The sequence below is a fragment of the Vibrio genomosp. F10 str. ZF-129 genome, from assembly GCF_000287055.2.
Classification (GTDB): domain Bacteria; phylum Pseudomonadota; class Gammaproteobacteria; order Enterobacterales; family Vibrionaceae; genus Vibrio.
This window is the reverse complement of sequence record NZ_AJYQ02000123.1, coordinates 417-19,810: the sequence shown is the minus strand read 5'-3', so window position 1 is coordinate 19,810 and position 19,394 is coordinate 417. Positions and strand designations below refer to the sequence as shown.

Sequence of the window (19,394 nt, the reverse complement as noted above, 5' to 3'; positions counted from 1 at the left end):
TGGCATCGCTGACTTCTGGTACAAGTACGTAGGCTTCGGTGGCAAGATCATCGGCATGACAACGTTCGGCGAATCTGCACCAGCAGGCGAACTATTCAAGATGTTTGGTTTCACTACTGAAAACGTAATAAACACAGCGAAAGAGATTCTAGCGTAATTTTTCTAGACTTCTCGTTATTTAAAGCCCCTGTATGCCTAATACAGGGGCTTTTCCTATTGAGTAATACTCAAAGGTTTACCGCTACCACCTTGGGTTTTGTCTCTGTTCTTATTGCTCTAATTGGATCTCAGTACTGAATTTCACCGTTCTTAGGGAAACTGAGGTGTGAAATTTTCGAATATTAAGATCAGTATGTAGTACCCGCTCAACGAACTGCTCATAAGCTTGAATGTCTTTGACAGTCACCACCAACATGAAATCGTAACTCCCTGAGATTTGGTAACACTGAGTCACTTCAGGCGCTTTCAAAATAGATTGTCTAAATATTTGGTAAATATCAGCTCTATCACGTTCCATTTCTACTGATACAAGCAGTGTCATTGTTCTGCCTGCTAGTTCTGGATTAATAATTGAAACGTCACCGACAATGATGCTCTCTTCCCTTAATCTCTTCACCCGCTTTAAACAAGCAGGAGGAGAGAGACCAACCAATTCGGCAAGCTCAATGTTTGAGATTCTATTTCCTTTTTGAAGGGTTGCTAGAATTTTTCTATCAATACGGTCTATTTGCATAATTTCTTACTTCGGACATTTCCTTTCTAATGTTTCTAAAATTAACCCAATAAATGAATTTTGAGAATAAAAATAGGATTAATACAAAATATTTATATCACTTCACTGTGTAAAATATTGGGATATTAAACGCATTAAGAGACGACTGTCATGCAGCCTATAGCCATATTTTTCAAAGAGCTTGTAAGAGATATCTTTGACGTCACTTTTACTCTATTCAAAATAATGATCCCAATTATCATAGCCATTAAAGTTATCGAAGAACTAGGCGGCATTGTGATACTCAGCGCATGGATCAGCCCGATTATGGAATTCGTAGGATTACCTAAAGAACTGGGCCTTGTTTGGGCTACGACTATGCTCACCAATATCTATGCTGGGCTGATTGTTTTCATCAATTTAGATATGCAGTTAACGGTTGCTCAAGTCTCCATTCTTGGAAGCATGATGCTTCTGGCTCACTCGCTACCCATTGAAGCGGCGATTGCAAAAAAAGCGGGCGTCAGTTTATTTGCAACACTTTTTATCCGAATTGGAGGCGGTCTATTCTTAGCATGGTTGCTTAATCTTACATATCAAGCGGGCGATTTTCATACTCAGGCCGCCGTCTCTCTGTGGCAGCCAGGTGCACCCTCTGACATTGGCCATTTATCATGGGCTCTCAGCCAGCTTGAGAACTTCGTGGTCATCTTCTTGGTTATTTCCGTACTGCTGTTCGTGCTTAAAGTGCTCAAACTGTTGGGTATCGAAAAATTGATGGCAATCATGCTAAGACCATTTTTGCGCATTCTGGGCATTAGTAAAGAAGCCACCAATTTGACCATTATTGGTGTCACACTTGGGCTTTCTTTTGGTGGCGGGCTACTTATTAATGAGGCAAAGCGAGGACATATCGCTGCACGTGATGTGTTCACCGCAATCATGCTACTCAACCTTCTTCATAGTTTAATCGAGGACACGTTATTAATAATGCTTATTGGCGCGGACTTCTACACCATATTTTGGGGGCGGCTGATATTTTCAGTGGTGGTTGTCGCGCTCATCTCACTGGGGCTTAGACGATTCAGCGATAAGACTTGTGAGAAGTATTTTTATCGCAGCGTCTCCTAACATAAACAATAGAACGGGCCAGGCATGGCATTTAAGTATGCTTTCTCTCGCCCTGATTCATGTGGCAAATGATTGAATAAGGTATCGGGCGATGTCCCGCCTTTCCTAATCAGTTGTTAGACACAACAAACAAAACTTCAACTCGTCGATTACACGCTTTTCCAGCGGTGGTTTTGTTGCTACAAGCAGGGACATATTCACCGTAACCTCGTGTAAAAATAGAGTCCATTGCCACATTGTTTTTAATCAGCGTCTGCTTAACTTGCTTGGCTCGTCTTAATGACAGGCCATCGTTGAACGTTGGAGCACCAGTGCTGTCTGCATGACCATCAATGACGATATCTATACCAGGGTCGTTAGCAAGATACTCGCCCATCATACCCAGCCAATAAGAAGAATCTGGTGACACTTTCGCCGATCCTGTTTCAAACTTGATTGTATCTTTCAGCTTCACCATCACATGATTTCCGGGTAAGACTTCGTAGTCGACACCGTGTTTCAGCAAAAAGCTTTGCAGCGAACTATAGCTAGTGGTGCGCTGTTGCCCCATGGGCCCTTGGACATCCGCTGTTGATGATCGCGGGGCTTTGTTCCACTGAGGGTAGCGTAAGTCAACGTCACTTTTCGGTGCGACATCAAGCATATCATCACCCATCATGGTCAATTCCGAGGGTAATGTGCCACATCCAGTGAGTATCAGTAATATCGGTAAGGCGAAATACTTCATAACGGTATCATCTCATCTTTGCTCAAACGCTTCATGCTCCTTAAAGTATATCGACCAATAATGGCAAACTTTAATAAATCTCTTAAGTTTATTCGCTTGTTATCGTTCTAAATAACCAGCAAAAATAGCTCTATAGATTTATATTTTCGTTTTCGTAGAGCGCTGTAAAGGTTAGAATCTTGTTACTTAAATAGATTGGGCTCCACCTTATGAAAAAATTATCTTCGCTGTTTGTGATCGCTACTATCGCAATACTCTCACTCGTTGGCTGCTCAGAAAACCCAACACCGACTGAAGGTAAACAGTTTGCCTATTTACCGGTTAACCTATCAGAATATGGACTTGCCCCCGTCACAGAAGTGTTTTCCCTAACCTGCGGGCACTGCCGGAAAATGGAAGCAGTCCTCCCAGAACTTGAAACGGCTATCGGTCAAAGCATTGGAAAAATACACGTCACCTTTAATGAAAGTGCACAAATTGCTGCCATGATTTATTACAGCGCACAACTTCAGCTAAACGCAACGCCTGATCACGCCATGATGGACGAGTTGTTTGCTGCCGTTCAGCTCGGTGAAGGTGCCACATTAGCCGATCGCAAGCTAGCGATTGATTCTGCGTTCGAATCTAGAAACCTGATAAGCCCTTATGATTTAGGTGAAGACATGCAAAAAGAGTTATTTAAGCTATTAGAGTTTTCTCAAGATATCTCGGTAAAAGGGCAAATCAACTCCGTGCCGACCTTCATTGTTAGTGGTAAGTACATCATCTTGACTCAAGGCCACAGCGATGTTCAAAGTATTGCAAACACAATCAATTATTTAGTAGAACAATAATAGGACTATCATGAGTAAATTAATCATTCCCATTGCCGTCGTTTTATTGGCGGTGTTTTTTATTTACCGCACATGGAATAACGGCAAACTGGCTGAAGTGAACCAAGTAAAAGGGGCAGAGTTTCTCTCTGAAAACAGCACCAAAGATGGCGTCGTCACCACTGAAACAGGCCTTCAGTACCAAGTGCTTCAAAAAGGAACAGGCGAAAAACACCCTACGGCGACAAGCCGAGTAAAGGTTCACTACCATGGAACCCTTATTGACGGCACCGTCTTTGACAGCTCTGTCGAACGTAATGAGCCTATCGCTTTTGGTCTTAATCAGGTGATTAAGGGCTGGACGGAAGGTGTTCAGTTAATGGTGGAAGGCGACAAGTTCCGTCTGTTCGTGCCTAGTGACCTAGGTTATGGAAAAGGAGGAACAGGTCCTATTCCTCCTGCATCGGTTTTGATTTTCGATGTCGAGTTACTGGAAATTCAATAAGCAATAAATGATAGAAGAGCCGAGTATCCTACTCGCCTCTTCTATCTGTATTCGTCACTACTACTCTGTTTGTTTCAGCGGTTACCTATTTCATCACAGGGTAAAAAGCCAACGTATCTTTTTCCACCATAATACAATCCATTCCAGCCGCATGCGCCGCCGCCTTACCTAATGCGGTATCTTCAAAAACCACACATTGTTCTGCCGCTAACCCTAAGTTTTCTGCTGCGAGTAAAAACGTGTCAGGATCCGGTTTGTGGTTAACGACATCGGTTGCCGATACGACACAATCCAGCTTAGGCAAAAGCCCGGCTTTATCTAACAACCTAAGGGCACTTTTGCGTTGACTTCCCGTACCCACAGCGAGCTTCTTTTTACCATGATATCGGAGCAATACCTCCACAGTACAAGAGATCACATCACCTTGTTCTGGAATATTAGCGAACGCGTCCATTTTGTACGCCGCGATTTTCAAAGCGTCGAGATTAAGCCCATGTTTTCGATTGATCTCAGCCACAATTTTATAGCTAGGCATGCCACCTAGGCTGTTTAACCACTCTCGGGTGAACGGGAAGTCAAAGTGGATAGATGTTTTTTCCCAAGCATCAAGGTGTGCTGGCATCGTATCAATCAGCGTTCCATCCATGTCAAAAATAAGACCTTGATACTTCTCTAAATCAATGTACATTCTCGTTAGCCCGTTTTTCGGTGTTATTCAGCCAAATCGTTAAGAAATCAGTATGCTCAAAATATCAAACAGTGTCACTCTCCAGGCTTGGGAAATTCAATTAACAGCAATTAGAGCTCAAGGTGCGGGTGGACAAAACGTCAACAAGGTTTCTTCTGCGATTCATTTGCACTTTGACATCAACCGCTCAACCCTATCTGATTTCTATAAAGAAAGACTGTTGGCACTCTCTGATAGCAGAATCACGAAAGACGGTGTAATTGTAATTAAAGCTCAATCCTACCGAACTCAAGAACAAAACAGAGAAGACGCGCTCAATCGGCTTGCACAACTCATACAAGCGGCCACCGTTGTCCAAAAAACAAGGCGTCAAACCAAACCCACGAGAGGATCGAAAGAACGCAGACTGAAACGGAAAAACATTCAGTCACAAACCAAATCGTTGAGACAAAAGCCTAATCATTAGTAGTACTTATTCCATTTTTATACACTAACCATTTTTATACACTAAGCTGCTGATTAACTAATATTTAATTGGATCCATGTCATATTAAAAATTGAACAATGAATAAATCCTGACTACATTCATTATTATATCGGCGTGAATAATTTACCCATAGGCATTGACATGAATATCAAGCAAAAGTTGTACTCACTCGGCGTTGTTGCCGTCGTAGGTGTTCTTGCTTTGGTTGGAACCACCACCCATTTTGGCAATACGACATTTGAGCTGAATCAAGCGAGCTTGCTCGTCTCACAACTTGAAACTCGTCTTTTACATCTAAGACGAAACGAGAAGGACTTCTTGCTCCGCAAAGACGCCAAGTACCTCGATAAATTTAATGACAACATGTCGATCTTTTTGGACAAAGAATCCAAACTTTCAACACTACTGGTCTCGAATTCTTTTGCTTCAACAGAAAAACTTCGTGCCGACATTCTTGCCTATCAAAAGGGCTTTCAAAACTTAGTTCAAGCCTACAGCAAATTAGGCTTGAAAGACTCTGAGCAGTTGAGAGGTCGCTACAATACCAGTCTCGACACACTCAAAAGCCAAGTCAATAGCGATACCTTAGTGCGTCTTTTGGAATTCGATAAAAAACTGCTGATTGGCGAATGGGACGATGCATTGATCTCATCCGTAAGCGATTCCGCTTTTTTAGCTGATGCCAAGGCTCTACTAGCTCAGGAAATAGTGATTGGCGTGGCATATAACGTCGGTTTACTTGGTGAGACTCGCGCTCTATCTCATACAGTAGAAGAACAATTTAAAGCGTTTTCTTCCACGCTCGCCACCGAAGTAACCGAGCTTCAAAATCGGTTAACTCTGGTACAACAAGGCGTAACAGTGGGTGTGGTTCTGTTTATTGTGATTTTTATCTACCAGATTTCGCGATCTATCAATCTTCAGGTCTCTAAACTGTTGAGTGTCATTCAGGAAATTGCACGTTCAAACAATGTATCGATGCGTGCTGATTTGAAAGGTAACAATGAGCTTGTCTCTATCAGTACTTATTTCAATCGCCTTCTTGATAAGCTCGAAGTGTTGATTTCGGGCACACAAGACAAAGCAGGCCAGCTATCGCAAACCACCAGTACAATGCATAATGAATTGGAAAATGTCATCACTCAATTCCACACGCAAGCTGATCACACAACCACGATGGCGACAGCAGTTCAAGAAATGGTTGCTACTATCAATGAAATATCAGAGAGCACGGCGGTTGCCGTTGAAGGGGTTCAGCAAGCGTCACTGAATGCGAAACATGGCCGAGAAGTGGTCAGTTCAACGGTGGATAATATCGGTTCACTTTCTAACATTTTGGGTGAAAGCCAGACTTCGATCTCTTCACTGAACGAACATGTAGAGAAAATTGGTGGTGCTGTCCATATCATTCAAGGTATTGCTGAGCAAACGAATCTATTGGCGTTGAATGCGGCGATAGAAGCCGCACGTGCTGGTGAGCAAGGTCGAGGCTTTGCTGTGGTTGCCGATGAGGTTCGCGCGCTGGCTAGCCGTACTCATCAATCCACTGAAGAGATAACCAAAGTCGTTGATGCCATTCAGAAGCAAATGTCCACGGTTGTCGTTAATATTGACCAATGTAACGATCAGGGGCAAGAAACCTTAACCGCATCGCAAACGCTGGATGAGAGCCTAGCTCAAATCATAACAGACATGGATAACATTCAATCAAACTCTGAACGTATTGCCTCTGCTATCGAAGAGCAAGGTATCGTAATGAACCAGGTCAGTGAATCCATCACCGAGCTTAATGCGATTTCAGACAGTAATATGCAGTCAGCACAGCAATGCCTCACTGAGGTTGATACAGTTTCAGAGCAGGCTCGAGATATGGACTTAGCCGTGGCTGAATTTAGGACAGAGTCAAAAGCCTAGTATCTAGGACCACCCGTTTTGATTACCTATAGGAGTCTCATTGAGGCTCCTTTTTTATAAACTCAGATAATGTGTCCGCTTTGGTTCATACTTAATGAATCACCTAAATCAATCATCGTGACGCATCGCTATGTAACTAATAGGCAATAAATCATTTGTTAAGAGACCAATACTTAAGGAATCAATACTTAAGAAATCAATACTTAAGAAATCAATAGCTAAAAAACCAAAATAGGGGTGGAACCGAATTTGAAATGGATTGTGTGGCTGCTCGTCGTTTTTCCGGTGTTTCTTCTCGCCGCCATTTGGACGAGTCTCATCCCAATAAAGATGAATTGGTGGTTAGAAAACCTGCTGGCCTATCCTTTTCTGTTCCTTGTCTATTACCTTCTATTGACCGTTTATGCCATCGTTTGCCGGCAAAAAATACTCGTCCTTGTCGCCATCATTCTATGTGCAGGGTTTTACTCACTAACACCAAAACACGTTAACCAAGGTGAAGTGTGCAGAACGGATAATCCAATCGAACTGTTGCAGTTTAACTTGTATTACAGCAACCCAGACGTTAACGCATTCATGAATTACCTTATTCAACACCCCGCCGATCTGGTTGTGTTGCAAGAGGTCTCTCCAGAGCAAGGAGAGCGATTTTACACCCTAGATGATATCTATCCTTATCGTTACGGCGGCCAACCAGCCGTTGGCTACCCATCAAGCCAGTTGATATTGAGTCAACATCCTTTAAAAGCGGTAACCGTCTTTCACACACCCGACGCGCAAAATATCATTCATGGGGAATGGCAACTCACTCCGACTCAATCGATTCAAATCGTTACGGCCCACCCAACATCACCACGCTCAAAAGAGCTGTGGTACCGTCGCAACGCCTTGATTCGAACCATTGAAACGGTTGTAGAGCAATCCCCTTCGCCAGACACTTTGGTTATCGGCGACTTCAATTTGTCTTCGAAAGCACCATTATTCAACGAAATATTGCCTGGGTTTACGACTTTGCCTGTCGCTTCATGGCCCAATTGGACAGATTCGATTAGCGCAAATCAATGGTTTTCAACCCCTGCTTTTTCTATGATTGCTATCGACCATACTTGGCTCAAGTCTGATCAGTGGGCGCTGTGCTCGAGACAATCTATTGCTGAAATAAAGGGTTCTGACCATTTGCCAATACGCACAAAACTCGGCGTAAAATACTAGGGCGTAAAAAAAGTGAATCTCATTGGCTGAGGTTCACTTTTATCATTACTTTTTATCTATAACGGGCAGGTAAATAAGACCTAGAGACTAGCAGCTTCGCTTTTTTCTTTACAGTAATGCACAGCAACCGCTAACAGCTCAAGCGCCGTTTTGTCGGTTTCAGGTAAACTGGCATCGCTACTCGCCAGTGGGGTCACTCTTTGTCCCCATTTAATATGAGCGGCGCCCCAAGTTAAGCCCGCTCCAAACGCGGCCATCAATAGGTTATGGCCCGGCTGTACTTTTCCTTGTTCTACCGCTTCACAAAGCGCAATGGGAACCGTCGCAGCCGAGGTGTTGCCATAACGTTCAATATTGACGAAGGCCTTATCTTGAGAAATACCCGCCACATCACACAAGGTTTGAATAATTCGGATGTTGGCCTGATGTGGAATAACCACATCAATGTCGTCAGTGGTCAATTGTGAATGATTCAGCACCTCATTCGATGCCGCACCCATTCCCTTCACTGCGCGCTTAAAAATATCTTTACCAATAAAGTTGAAATCCCAATAGCCGTTATCAGCGGCAAAACGGTCCATCGAAGTACCGAACTTAGGCACAGCTAAAATATCGCGACCCGCCGCATCACAGCCAATACGAGCTTGTTGCAGGCCCACTTTCTCTTCTGTTTTCGACAGAACAACCGCGCCAGAACCGTCTCCAAATAAAACAGCGGTATCACGCTTCGTCCAGTCAATAAAAAAGGACAGTCTCTCAGCACCAATGACCAAAGCATGGCGGTAATTTCCAGCTTGTATCAAACGCGTTGCGGTTTCTAAGCCGTACACAAATCCGGTACACGCCGCATTTAAGTCAAACGCTGCCGCCGCTTTAATGCCCAAGTTTTTAGAGACCAAGGACGCGGTATTGGGAATCAGTGAATCAGGAGAGCATGTCGCCACAATCACAACATCGATATCATTGGCTTCAAGTCCTGCACTAGCAAGAGCATGCTTGGCCGCAACGGTTGCCATATCAGAGGTGTTTACATGGCTAATACGTCGCTCTGCAATTCCGGTACGAGAGCGGATCCAATCATCGGATGTATCAAGAAAGGTACTGAGATCGTCGTTTGACAATACTGAAGGCGGTAGGCACTTTCCCCATCCGGTGATTTCTGCATAGAAGTTATTCATACGTAACCTATTGTTTATTCATGACATCAAGTACAACGATAAATCGGTACTAAAAATTACTGACGGTTTATTTGTCGTCTATTTTTGTCGCTTGTGGCGATTAGACGCGTTAGGCTTCGGTTTGTCCGGAACCGTTTTTCTTTCGTGTATTAAGTGGCGAATCGCGAGTATGGGGTGAGGTATGAGCATCTTTGGCCCTGAATAACGCATCACCAATCGCATTTTCTCCTTTTGTTTCGGCTTATAACAGTGAATGGGACATCGATTACACGTTGGTTTTTCTTGGCCGTATGGGCATCGATCAAGTTTAGTTTCCGCGTAGTCCGCCAGTTCCTGGCATGCCTGACAAAGCGATGCCGCGCCATGATGATGCCGACAATAAATTAACAGCATCGAATGAACCGTTTTAAACTCAGTTAACAATGAATCGTTTAATAGATTGCTGTGCTCAAACGTCATAACGACTCTCTGAATGCCGAATGGAAACTTGCCGTATCATCTGAAAAACTCTATTATCCCCCACCAAATGACACCTTATGGCATTATCGATGAATCGTAAAAAGAAAATTAATCAAATATTGAAAAAAAAGCAAAAGCAACACAATGCCAAACTGCACTCGAGCAATAAGCCTCGTTATATTTCTAAAGCTGAAAGAGCAAAAATGGAAGCAGAAGAGGCAAACAAAGCGTTAGAAAGCTCAGAATCCGTTCAAACAGAACAGGAACTGAGCGCAGATAAGGTAAGCGACAGCGCTGAGCAGCAGTAATTCATCGCCTTCTTCATTCGCTATCATGATTAGAGCAGAAGATCGTCATCGATTGGTATGAACTTGCTCGCGGATTCAATCAAATCTTGAGATGTTAAGCCCGGTACACCATACACTTCAACAGGCTTACTAAATCGAGATTTGATTCGATCAACCAACATAGAAAAGTCTCCATCACCCGACACCAAAATCACTCTGTCTACGGTGGATGCCAGCTCAAAAGCATCGAGGGCAATGCCCACATCCCAATCCCCTTTCGCACTGCCATCTTTACGTTGAATGAAAGGTTTTAAGCAAACGTTAAAACCAATACCTCGTAGAATATGATGAAACTGACGCTGTTTAGGATCTTTACTTGAGATTGCGTAGGCATTCGCTTGAGCAACGTGACAACCTGCTGTTGCTACATGCCAAAACTGGTTGTAGTCGAAGTTACGGCGATATTTATCACGAGTTGTGTAATACACATTTTGTACATCAACTAAAACCGCTATATTTTCCATGGAAGATCCGATTGGCTTAAAAACGGTCTTTATTCTATACCCTTGTCTCGTTGAAATAAAATCATAACCGCCTACCTATGCTCGCCATGCCATAAATTTACAACTCCGCCATCGTTCTCTAGATAAGAAAGACAACGAATCACTCATGAATTCCGTATCTAAGCGATCAGCAAGCGATTCAAACGGTAACCAAACGTATTACTCAATAACACTAATCGAGCGATGATTCGACTATTTTGTCACAAATGTATTCGCCAATGGGAATCGCAGAGGTAGCCGCAGGGGAAGGCGCGTTACAGACATGCAAACTTCTTATACTGTTTGCAAATAAGAAATCATGGACCAGTGTTCCGTCAGATAATACAGCCTGTGCTCTCACTCCCGCAGGATAAGCCTGCAAGTCATCGAGTTCAATTGCTGGGCAGTATTTGTTCACTAATTTAAGGTAACCCGGCTTCCAAAACGAGTTTTTCCACTCCTTCAAACCGGTTCTTAGGTTCTTTTTCGTGACCTTCCAAAACCCTGAATAGCCCAGCATTTGCACGGTATCTTTAAAGCTAAAGTTAATGCTGCCATACCCTTCTCGCTTCCAACCTTGAACCGCATTTGGCCCAACCGTCACCGAACCATCAATCATGCGGGTTAAATGGACACCTAAAAAAGGCAAATCAGGGTCAGGCATTGGATAAATCAGATGGTTTACTACGTTATTGTGTTTTGGGGCGAGCTGATAATACTCTCCGCGGTAAGGAATGATTTGAAAGTCGCCAGCAATGTTAAGCATCTTCGTCATTCTGTCGGCCATTAAACCACTGCACGTCACCAAAAACTTGCCGACAAACGAAGTGTTAATACCATCTAAACGGGTATCAAGCTGAATATGAGACGTCGATTCATGCGCACCTATCACTTCGGTTTTAAGGCTGACTTCTCCTCCGAGAGCAATGAATTGCTCCACCATCTTTTGGGTTACTTGTCGGTAATCAACGATGCTGGTTGATTTCACTAAGATGGCACCTAACCCAACAATGTTAGGTTCAGCTTCGCTCAGTTGATTTTTATCGAGCAATTCCACATCGATCTGATTGGTTTTACAACGTGCATACAAATCCATCATACGATCAAGCTCTAGTGCAGAAGTCGCGACCAGTAACTTCCCACAGTTTTCAACCTTGATATCATGCTTAGCGCAGAATGCCTTGGTCTGCTGTTCGCCTTTTTTACAAAACTCTGCTTTCAAACTGCCGGGGGCGTAATAGACACCCGCATGAATGACACCACTATTGTGCCCCGTTTGATGCTTCGCCCAACCACTTTCTTTCTCAATCAACAAGATGGATTTGTTTGGGAAACGACTTTTGAGTTGCCATGCTGTGGAAACGCCGACAATGCCACCGCCCACAACAAGATAATCGTATTCTTTGCCCATCACTTAAACGGCCTTCTGGTTAGGAGTCATTGAGCTAAGTTGTTGCTTGTCATACAACCGCCCACTGTGAACAAAGATTGCGATAAATAGTCCACAGGCCACTAGGCGAATCCATAGAGAAATGTCAGCCCAGACTAGAACGATACCGACGATCACCAGAACAGCTCTTAACATCCAGTTCAGTTCACCTTCAAGATAGCCTTCTATCGCGCCAATGAACGCATAGGTGCCGATAATCGCGAAGAAACCGACAGTTAGCACGCTCGCGACATTCCAGCTGACTAAGCTGGTGTAGGCGATCAATAAAGGCACTAAGTAGAGACCTTTCGCTATTTTCCAAGCCGTCAGACCCGTTCTCATCGGTGGTGTTTTAGCAATGGTGGCCGCTGCAAATGCCGTTAAACAGACTGGCGGAGTCACATTACTGTCTTGAGACAACCAAAAGATAATTAGGTGAGCCGCTAACAACGCTAAGCCGACGGCTTCAATACCCAAACTCTGCTCAAGTAATGTTTCAACAAAATCAGCAGGGACTAATGCGAGCATTTCTTTCGCCGTTTCTAACGCCATTGGTGCATTCAATAATGTGAGTTTTTCTGGCGCGGCTAACATGAATATCGCTTTTGCTTGTTCCGGTAAATTACCTGAAATCATGAGGTCCAATAACTGGCTTTCTGCGATCAACTTATACAGCGCTGGTGCAGACAACGTACCCAATACGATATAGGCCGCCGTTACGGGTAAACCCATGCCAAGAATCAATGACGCCAAAGCAATCAACACTAGCATCATCAGTAAGCTACCGTTAGCCCACTCGTTAATCATAAGAGAGAATGTGTTACCAATACCCGTGGTACTAATCACGTTAATCACAAGGCCAATGCCCACCAACAACACCGCTGTCGTGGCCATATTTTTTGCCCCTTGAGACAAGGCTTCTACGATCGCTTTAGGACCCATTTTATGATTTTTAGAGAACCAAGATGACACGATAACCGACACGATAGAGATACCCGCAGCATAGGTTGGGGTAAATCCTTGGACTAATAAAGTCACCAGTACCACTAATGGAATGAGGTTGTGCCAACCGGATAAAAGGACTCGAGTAAGGGAAACCTCACTGGTGCTGATTTTCTGCACTCCGCTACGTTTTGCTTCAATACGTACAAAAAATGCCACCGACAAGAAGTAAATCAGAGCAGGAACAAAAGACACCGCAATGATATCAACGTATGGGATCTGAGTATAAGAGGCCATAATAAACGCACCCGCCCCCATAACTGGAGGCATTAATTGCCCACCGGTTGAGGCTGCGGCTTCGACACCGGCAGCAAAGCGAGATGGAAAACCTGCTTTTTTCATCAGAGGAATACTAATCACACCTGTCGATACGGTATTAGCCACGCTAGAGCCCGATACCGAACCCATAAGGCCTGACCCAATCACCGCAATAAACCCTGGACCACCAATGACTTTGCCAGCGGCAGCGCGAGCAACATTGATGATGTAATCGCCCACGCCTGAGCGAACCAAAAAGGCGCCAAAGAGAATGAACATGAAAACAAATGACCAGCTAATACGAGAAATAGACCCAAACATTCCTTCCGATGAATAGAAACTTCGATACAGCAAGGTTTCCATACTGAGGCCCGGAAAGTGGAATATCCCAGAGGCCCATTGCCCCCATAGAACTACATAGCTCAAACACACTAGAATCAAAATCGGGATGAACCAACCCATGGTTCGTCGTATAAGTTCAATAACGATACTGATCGCCAAAATGGCAAAGAACCAGTCGCTGGCTACAAACTTTACACCTCGTTGATACAAGGCGTCTTCCGCGTACGGAATGTACAGTAAACAGGCGAATGCACCCAAGGCGATAACAACATCAACCACTAACGCTAACTGACTGCTTTTCAAAGAAACATGAGCGGGATACCACAAAGCGCATATCACAGCGAACCCTGCAAAGTGTGTGGCTGACACCCAAAGTTCTGGAAGCGTTGAAAAGGTGTTAAACCAAATATGCAAAAGTGATAGAACGACACCCAAACCCGTAATGGCGCTGGTTACCCAGGGAAAATCGGTTCGAGTTGGTAATTCATACTTTTGAAGTTCTTGTTCTACTTCGTTGCTCATGCTGACCTCTAACAAGTCTCAATTGGCAATAAAATGACTCGCTCTTTTAACTATGCCGTCAAGAGAGCGAGTTGGGGTTAGACGAGTGTGGGCTAGTTTAAAATAAGCTCAGATGGGATATTAACGCCCATTTCTTTATAGAAACGCGCCGCACCAGGATGAAGCGGTACTGGCAAACCAGAAATCGCTTTTTCTATCGCCATCGCCTTTGTCGCTTTATGAATACCTTGAAGGAATGCAAGATTTTCATAGATCGCCTTAGTCAGTTGATACACATCTTCTTCCGAAATGTCTTCACGTACCGCTAGGAAGTTGGGTTGCGCAATGGTGGTGATCGGCTTATCGATACCAGGGTAGGTGTTCGCAGGGATTTCATACTTCGTCCACAAACTGTATTGTCCATTCGCCTGTTTAATCTGTTCATCAGTAAATGAAAGAATTTGAATATCTTTACCCAGCGCTGCAAACGCTTGAGTCACCGCTCCAACGGGAACACCTGCGGGTGTATTCATGCCATCTATGGTCCCATTTTGTAAGGCACTGGCGCTGCCGCCATAACCCATGTAGGCCAAGCTGAATTGGTCTGGATCCACCGATAACCCTTTCATGATCTGGCGTCCTGAATTTTCAGTACCCGAATTCTTTTTACCAATAGAAAACTTCTCACCCTTCAGATTTGCTAGGTCACTCACTGTCCCAGTTTCAACAAATTCAGAACGAACAATCAAGTGCTCCACGTTTTGCCATAGCATCGACACAGAGCGTAATTTGTCTTGACGCTCTTTATATGGACCTTCTCCACCCCAAGCCCATGCGCCGTAAAGACCCTGTAGAATGGCAAATTGAGCTTCGTTTTCATTAAGAAGCTTCACGTTCTCGCCCGATCCAGCTGAACTGATCGCAGACAGCGAAAACTGATGCTTTTGGGTAAGTTTGATTTTGCTTAGCGTCGCCAGTGCAACACCTACTGGGTAATAAGTACCGCCTGTTGAAGCGGTCGCCAGTATGTAACTGCGCTGATCGGCAGCGGCAACATTAACCGCAAAGCCGAGTGAAGCGGCACCAACGATCAAAGTTTTCATCAACTTATTCATTTTCATCTTTTACTCTCCATGTGATGTTTCACGTTATCATTTCGTTAACATTTAACATACCTATAGCAAGTACGATGCCAGAAAATAAGCATTTGTTTTTATTATACTTTAGTTGTAATCAGCAGTGAAATGAGCAAAATCTTGCTTATCGGGAGTCTCAGTTGTAAGCAAGATTTCGCTTATAGCAATCCTATATAAACCGATATTTAACGTAACACCCATCACACCATGACGAAAATTGTGATCGATGTTAATATTTGGTTAAATAAACAATGAGCAAATTCTTGCCTATCGCGGTTACGGGCTGCTGGAAATCCATTAACCACTAAAAATATATACTCAATGTCTTGCTGTGAGCAGATATTGCATCCTGATCACAACGCTTTGCAGACTATTTATGCTGTGTAATCCGACCGATTTAACGAGTATTTCTGCATTTTTTGATTCAAGGTTCTTCTTGGTAGATCCAACGCTTTCATCACATCAGAAATACAGCCGTTACAGCGTGTAAGTGCGTCTAAAATGATTTGTCGTTCAAATGTTTCCATTTGTATGGCGAGTGGAAGACCGACACTACTTTGCTCTATTTGAGCATTAGGGCGACACGATAAAATCTCCCCCACTGACATGCTCTCATCCAATGCAAATCGGATAGCAACGTTTCTAAGCTCTCTTACGTTACCTGGCCAGGAATACGCGAGTAACGCCTTTGCATCGGCATCACTCATGTTACGAGTCTCTTTATTGGCTTCGCGAGTAAAGTACTCAAACAGCACCAATGCGTCATCTTCACGCTCTCTCAAAGGAGGTAGATACAATTGAGCAACATTCAGTCGGTAGAACAAATCCGGCCGAAATTGTTCATGCCCCAGCAAGTCCTCTTTCGCGGCCGCGATAACTCGGAGGTCGACATTCAATTGAGTGTTGCTTCCTACTCGCTCTATAACATGATCTTGCAGTGACCTTAGAACTTTGACCTGCATAGCGAGTGGCATACTTTCTATTTCATCAAGAAACAGAGTCCCTTTGTCTGCGTATTCTAGTTTGCCGATTCGTCGCTTAACAGCACCAGTAAACGCCCCAGCCTCGTGGCCGAACAGTTCACTTTCAAACAGGTGCTCAGGAATCGCACCGCAATTCAACGCGACAAGATGATGATCCTTTCTTGAACTTTCATTATGTAGACAACTCGCGACCAACTCTTTACCACAGCCAGTTTCACCGTAAATGATCACATTGGTATCAATCGCCGCTATTTTAGCAACCTGAGTACGAAGCTCACGAATCACCTTACTGCGCCCTATTAACACCTTCTCTATGCCTGTGAGGTTGTTTAAATATGACGCTCGTCCTGTCTTTTCACATTGAGCTTGATACTTCTCTACCGCTTCATTGACCGTGTTAGACAAGCGCTCTGGATGAAACGGTTTTTCAATGAAGTCATAGGCGCCAAGCTGTAAGGCGTTCACTGCCATATCAACATCACCATGGCCTGTGACTAATATGACGGGCGTTTGGTTTTGATTTTCAATGAGTGTGGACAGCAACTCAAGGCCACTCATGTCAGGCAACCTTACATCGGTGATAATCGCTTTAAAATCGGTTATTTCGATTGCACTGAGTGCGTCCTGGGCTGATTCAAATGCCTGCACCGAGTAACCTGCGAGTTCCAACCATTGGCATGTCGCACGTCGAACGATATCATCGTCTTCAACCAGTGCGATTTCTGCGATTATTTCTTGATTCATTTAAGCCGTCTCAAATCCGTTCTGTATCTCTCTACGGTAGGGAATATTTCTAATGTATAAAAGGAGCTAGCTCCCAGTTCTTAACAACAAACCTTTAACATATGAGGGGCATATAGTTATCTAAGTGGCAGGACGAATTATAAGGCATAGGCATGTCACTTAGACGAAAACTCGGTTTAACCTTAATGGTGATGCTGTTGATGTACATCAGCTTGGGATCCGGGCGCTTCATCGCGACACAATGGCTGCTTTCTCAAGCGCAAAGCAATATCGAACAAAGACTGTTGGATTACGTTGGTGAGATTAGGCATGCATTGAGACGGTTTTCTCATCTGCCTTTTTTAATCACCAATGAGCCCGGAGTGTTGACCTTTCTTGAAGGAGAAACTCATCTTGAAGAACAGCTGGAAGCAGAACTGAAAGCACAACTTATTCAACTGGATAAAGCAGCCAATACTAAGGGCTGGTATATACTCTCTGATGATGGAGAAGTGCTAATATCCAGTCTGTCTGATCTTGCTCTTGATGCATCAAAAGCCACATTCATCTCTACTCAAGTCAAATACGATCCCGATAGCCTAACCATTATCACTCAGGTTACCGATACAACCCCTCACTACTTTTTGGCTGCCCCAATTCAAAGTAACTTTGAACTCGTCGGCATTGCAGTGGTGCAAGTCGATCTCAGTTTCCTCACTGAGCAATGGTTTGCGGACAATGAAATCATCTTCTTTCAGGATCGAAGTCATGCCTTTTTCTTATCCAGTAGCCGTGAATTAGATGTGCTCAAACTCAATCAGTTAAGTGACCTTTCTGATCTGCTCATCCATGACCAACTCTATAATGGGACATCGATTACCCGTGTAAAGGCGTTTGGTGAGAAGTACATGATCCAATCCGTCACTCTCGATGACCTACAGTGGAAGCTGACTTACCTCACTCCATTAAAAGCAGTAGAACACACCGTCTCTTGGATCAGTTGGTCAGCCGTGGGATGTTGTTTGTTTTTCATCCTTCTTTTTGTGATTGGGCGTTTACGCCACCAAAAGCATCTAAGTCAACTTCGTATACAAAAGCTCATAGAGAGCTCTCAAGAACGCTTGACTCAAATGATAAACAAAACTCAGGTCGGCATATTGTTATTAACCGAGAAGGGCGTGGTTTCCGATATCAATCCCATGGCCATGCGTTACTTTAATCTTTCAAATTCTATGGTCACCAATCTCGCGGCATGGAAGCTGTTTGAAACCAGCCGCGGTGATTCTACGATACTTCCACTGCTTCAAAACTTAAGCCAACATCACGATCTTGCCGAGATAAACAGCGCAGAAACCATGGCACGGCGGAGCGACGGTAGCGTTTTTCCGGTTCTGTTCTCTATTACAAGCTTGCGCTGGCACAGCCTCGATCATTACTTAGTTACAGTGATTGACATCAGCAAGCGTAAGAAAGCAGAAATTGCGCTAAAAAATGTCAACAATGACCTACGAGAGAGAGTGGAACAACGCACCGAAGAGTTAAAGTCGGCACAAAAGGAACTCATAGAGATCAGTAAAATGGCCGCTTTAGGTCGGATGTCGAGCGCCATAACCCATGAACTTAACCAGCCGCTTACCGGGCTTAGAACGCTATTAACCAGTAATGATTTACTCATGGAGCGTGGTGAGACACAACTGCTCAAAGCCAACAATAAATTGGTGCACAGTCTCATCGATCGAATGGCGAAAATGACCACTCAGCTTAAATCGTTTGCCTTCAACCGCCCTGAACAGCTGCAAGAAATCCCGCTGCTTACGGTACTGGAAGAGACCTTACGAATTTACCAGGATAGGCTGAAATCTATCGACGTCCGAATTCGAATTTCAGCGGATGTCACGACCGTATTAGGCGAAGATCAACGAGTTAGGCAAGTCATCGGTAATCTGGTGGTGAATGCTTGTGATGCGATGAAAGGCACTATCAACTCTCAGCTTCTTATTAATGCACACAGCGAAAATGACCGTGTTTTTCTTTCACTCATAGACAACGGATGTGGTGTCAGTAGCGATGAACTTGCCTATATTTTTGAACCCTTTCACACCACAAAGAAAATTGGCGATGGGTTAGGTTTAGGCCTTTCTATTTCAATGAACAGCATGCGAGATATGAAGGGGAAAATTTCAGCGGAACCCAACCACAATGGCGGTATGTCTTTCCATCTTGAATTTCAAAAATACCACGCAGGGCTCCAGTGACGTGATCGGGTTCATTCAATGCTCGTAAACGAATGAGAGAAATAGACCATTGAGCTAACAGAGCGATTTCGAAACATAAAAAAAGCCCAATCATTTCTGATTGGGCTTAAT

The 19,394-nt window shown here is 44.0% G+C and carries 19 protein-coding genes; 9 read left to right on the top strand and 10 right to left on the bottom strand.

The genetic code is table 11. The features are described from left to right. On the top strand, positions 1-157 hold a 157-nt coding region (locus A1QO_RS20780; protein WP_017041530.1), incomplete at its 5' end, for a transketolase-like TK C-terminal-containing protein. A gap of 111 nt (positions 158-268) precedes the next feature. Here A1QO_RS20780 and A1QO_RS16235 read toward each other — a convergent pair. Next, positions 269-733 (bottom strand): Lrp/AsnC family transcriptional regulator, encoded by a 465-nt coding sequence (locus A1QO_RS16235; protein WP_017035179.1) that lies wholly within the window; start codon positions 731-733, stop codon positions 269-271. A gap of 150 nt (positions 734-883) precedes the next feature. Here A1QO_RS16235 and A1QO_RS16230 point away from each other — a divergent pair, with 150 nt between their 5' ends. Continuing rightward, positions 884-1,843 (top strand): hypothetical protein, encoded by a 960-nt coding sequence (locus A1QO_RS16230; protein ID WP_017040408.1) that lies wholly within the window; start codon positions 884-886, stop codon positions 1,841-1,843. Between the two features lie 109 nt (positions 1,844-1,952). Here the strand turns inward: A1QO_RS16230 and A1QO_RS16225 are convergent, their stop codons facing one another. Then, positions 1,953-2,570: an OmpA family protein gene (locus A1QO_RS16225; protein WP_026026666.1), complete on the bottom strand. Its 618-nt coding sequence runs from the start codon at positions 2,568-2,570 to the stop codon at positions 1,953-1,955. A 209-nt stretch (positions 2,571-2,779) separates the two neighbouring features. Between A1QO_RS16225 and A1QO_RS16220 the strand changes: the two genes are divergently transcribed. Together A1QO_RS16220 and A1QO_RS16215 are read left to right on the top strand one after the other, a co-directional pair. After that, complete coding sequence (locus A1QO_RS16220) at positions 2,780-3,403, top strand: thioredoxin domain-containing protein (RefSeq protein WP_017040407.1); 624 nt, start codon at positions 2,780-2,782, stop codon at positions 3,401-3,403. Positions 3,404-3,413: 10 nt separating this feature from the next. Then, the gene (locus A1QO_RS16215) at positions 3,414-3,887 is read left to right on the top strand and encodes an FKBP-type peptidyl-prolyl cis-trans isomerase (RefSeq protein WP_017038293.1); all 474 of its coding nucleotides are present in this window, start codon (positions 3,414-3,416) and stop codon (positions 3,885-3,887) included. Positions 3,888-3,972: 85 nt separating this feature from the next. Here A1QO_RS16215 and A1QO_RS16210 read toward each other — a convergent pair whose 3' ends face one another. Next, a complete protein-coding gene (locus A1QO_RS16210) occupies positions 3,973-4,575 on the bottom strand; it encodes a beta-phosphoglucomutase family hydrolase (RefSeq protein ID WP_017040406.1) in 603 nt (200 codons plus the stop codon). Between the two features lie 52 nt (positions 4,576-4,627). Here A1QO_RS16210 and arfB point away from each other — a divergent pair, with 52 nt between their 5' ends. The 3 genes from arfB (at position 4,628) to A1QO_RS16195 (ending at position 8,188) form a co-directional block, all read left to right on the top strand. Then, entirely contained in the window at positions 4,628-5,041 is a 414-nt protein-coding gene (gene arfB, locus A1QO_RS16205) for an alternative ribosome rescue aminoacyl-tRNA hydrolase ArfB (RefSeq protein WP_017040405.1), read from the top strand. A gap of 162 nt (positions 5,042-5,203) precedes the next feature. Beyond that, positions 5,204-6,976, top strand: a complete 1,773-nt coding sequence (locus A1QO_RS16200; RefSeq protein ID WP_017040404.1) for a methyl-accepting chemotaxis protein — start codon at positions 5,204-5,206, stop codon at positions 6,974-6,976. 237 nt (positions 6,977-7,213) lie between these two features. Next, the gene (locus A1QO_RS16195; protein ID WP_017040403.1) at positions 7,214-8,188 is read left to right on the top strand and encodes an endonuclease/exonuclease/phosphatase family protein; all 975 of its coding nucleotides are present in this window, start codon (positions 7,214-7,216) and stop codon (positions 8,186-8,188) included. A gap of 80 nt (positions 8,189-8,268) precedes the next feature. Here A1QO_RS16195 and A1QO_RS16190 read toward each other — a convergent pair whose 3' ends face one another. Together A1QO_RS16190 and A1QO_RS20125 are read right to left on the bottom strand one after the other, a co-directional pair. Further along, the gene (locus tag A1QO_RS16190; protein WP_017035188.1) at positions 8,269-9,366 is read right to left on the bottom strand and encodes a ketoacyl-ACP synthase III; all 1,098 of its coding nucleotides are present in this window, start codon (positions 9,364-9,366) and stop codon (positions 8,269-8,271) included. 78 nt (positions 9,367-9,444) lie between these two features. Next, entirely contained in the window at positions 9,445-9,825 is a 381-nt protein-coding gene (locus A1QO_RS20125) for a nitrous oxide-stimulated promoter family protein (RefSeq protein ID WP_084818952.1), read from the bottom strand. A gap of 89 nt (positions 9,826-9,914) precedes the next feature. On the opposite strand from A1QO_RS20125, the gene A1QO_RS16185 reads away from it, so the two are divergent. Beyond that, a complete protein-coding gene (locus A1QO_RS16185; protein WP_017039745.1) occupies positions 9,915-10,133 on the top strand; it encodes a DUF2986 domain-containing protein in 219 nt (72 codons plus the stop codon). Positions 10,134-10,162: 29 nt separating this feature from the next. Here the strand turns inward: A1QO_RS16185 and A1QO_RS16180 are convergent, their stop codons facing one another. The 5 genes from A1QO_RS16180 to A1QO_RS16160 all read right to left on the bottom strand — a co-directional run bounded on the left by A1QO_RS16180 (position 10,163) and on the right by A1QO_RS16160 (position 17,049). Then, on the bottom strand, positions 10,163-10,636 hold the full coding sequence (locus A1QO_RS16180; protein WP_017038287.1) for an NYN domain-containing protein: 474 nt from the start codon (positions 10,634-10,636) through the stop codon (positions 10,163-10,165). A gap of 211 nt (positions 10,637-10,847) precedes the next feature. Next, positions 10,848-12,065, bottom strand: coding sequence for an L-2-hydroxyglutarate oxidase (lhgO, locus tag A1QO_RS16175; RefSeq protein WP_026027077.1), 1,218 nt, complete (start codon positions 12,063-12,065; stop codon positions 10,848-10,850). A gap of 3 nt (positions 12,066-12,068) precedes the next feature. Next, entirely contained in the window at positions 12,069-14,207 is a 2,139-nt protein-coding gene (locus tag A1QO_RS16170; protein ID WP_017041527.1) for a TRAP transporter permease, read from the bottom strand. Positions 14,208-14,299: 92 nt separating this feature from the next. Beyond that, positions 14,300-15,307, bottom strand: coding sequence for a TAXI family TRAP transporter solute-binding subunit (locus tag A1QO_RS16165; RefSeq protein WP_017034317.1), 1,008 nt, complete (start codon positions 15,305-15,307; stop codon positions 14,300-14,302). 389 nt (positions 15,308-15,696) lie between these two features. Next, positions 15,697-17,049 (bottom strand): sigma-54-dependent transcriptional regulator, encoded by a 1,353-nt coding sequence (locus A1QO_RS16160; RefSeq protein WP_017034318.1) that lies wholly within the window; start codon positions 17,047-17,049, stop codon positions 15,697-15,699. A gap of 152 nt (positions 17,050-17,201) precedes the next feature. Here A1QO_RS16160 and A1QO_RS16155 point away from each other — a divergent pair, with 152 nt between their 5' ends. Beyond that, entirely contained in the window at positions 17,202-19,283 is a 2,082-nt protein-coding gene (locus tag A1QO_RS16155) for an ATP-binding protein (RefSeq protein ID WP_017041526.1), read from the top strand. Positions 19,284-19,394 lie beyond the last annotated feature (111 nt).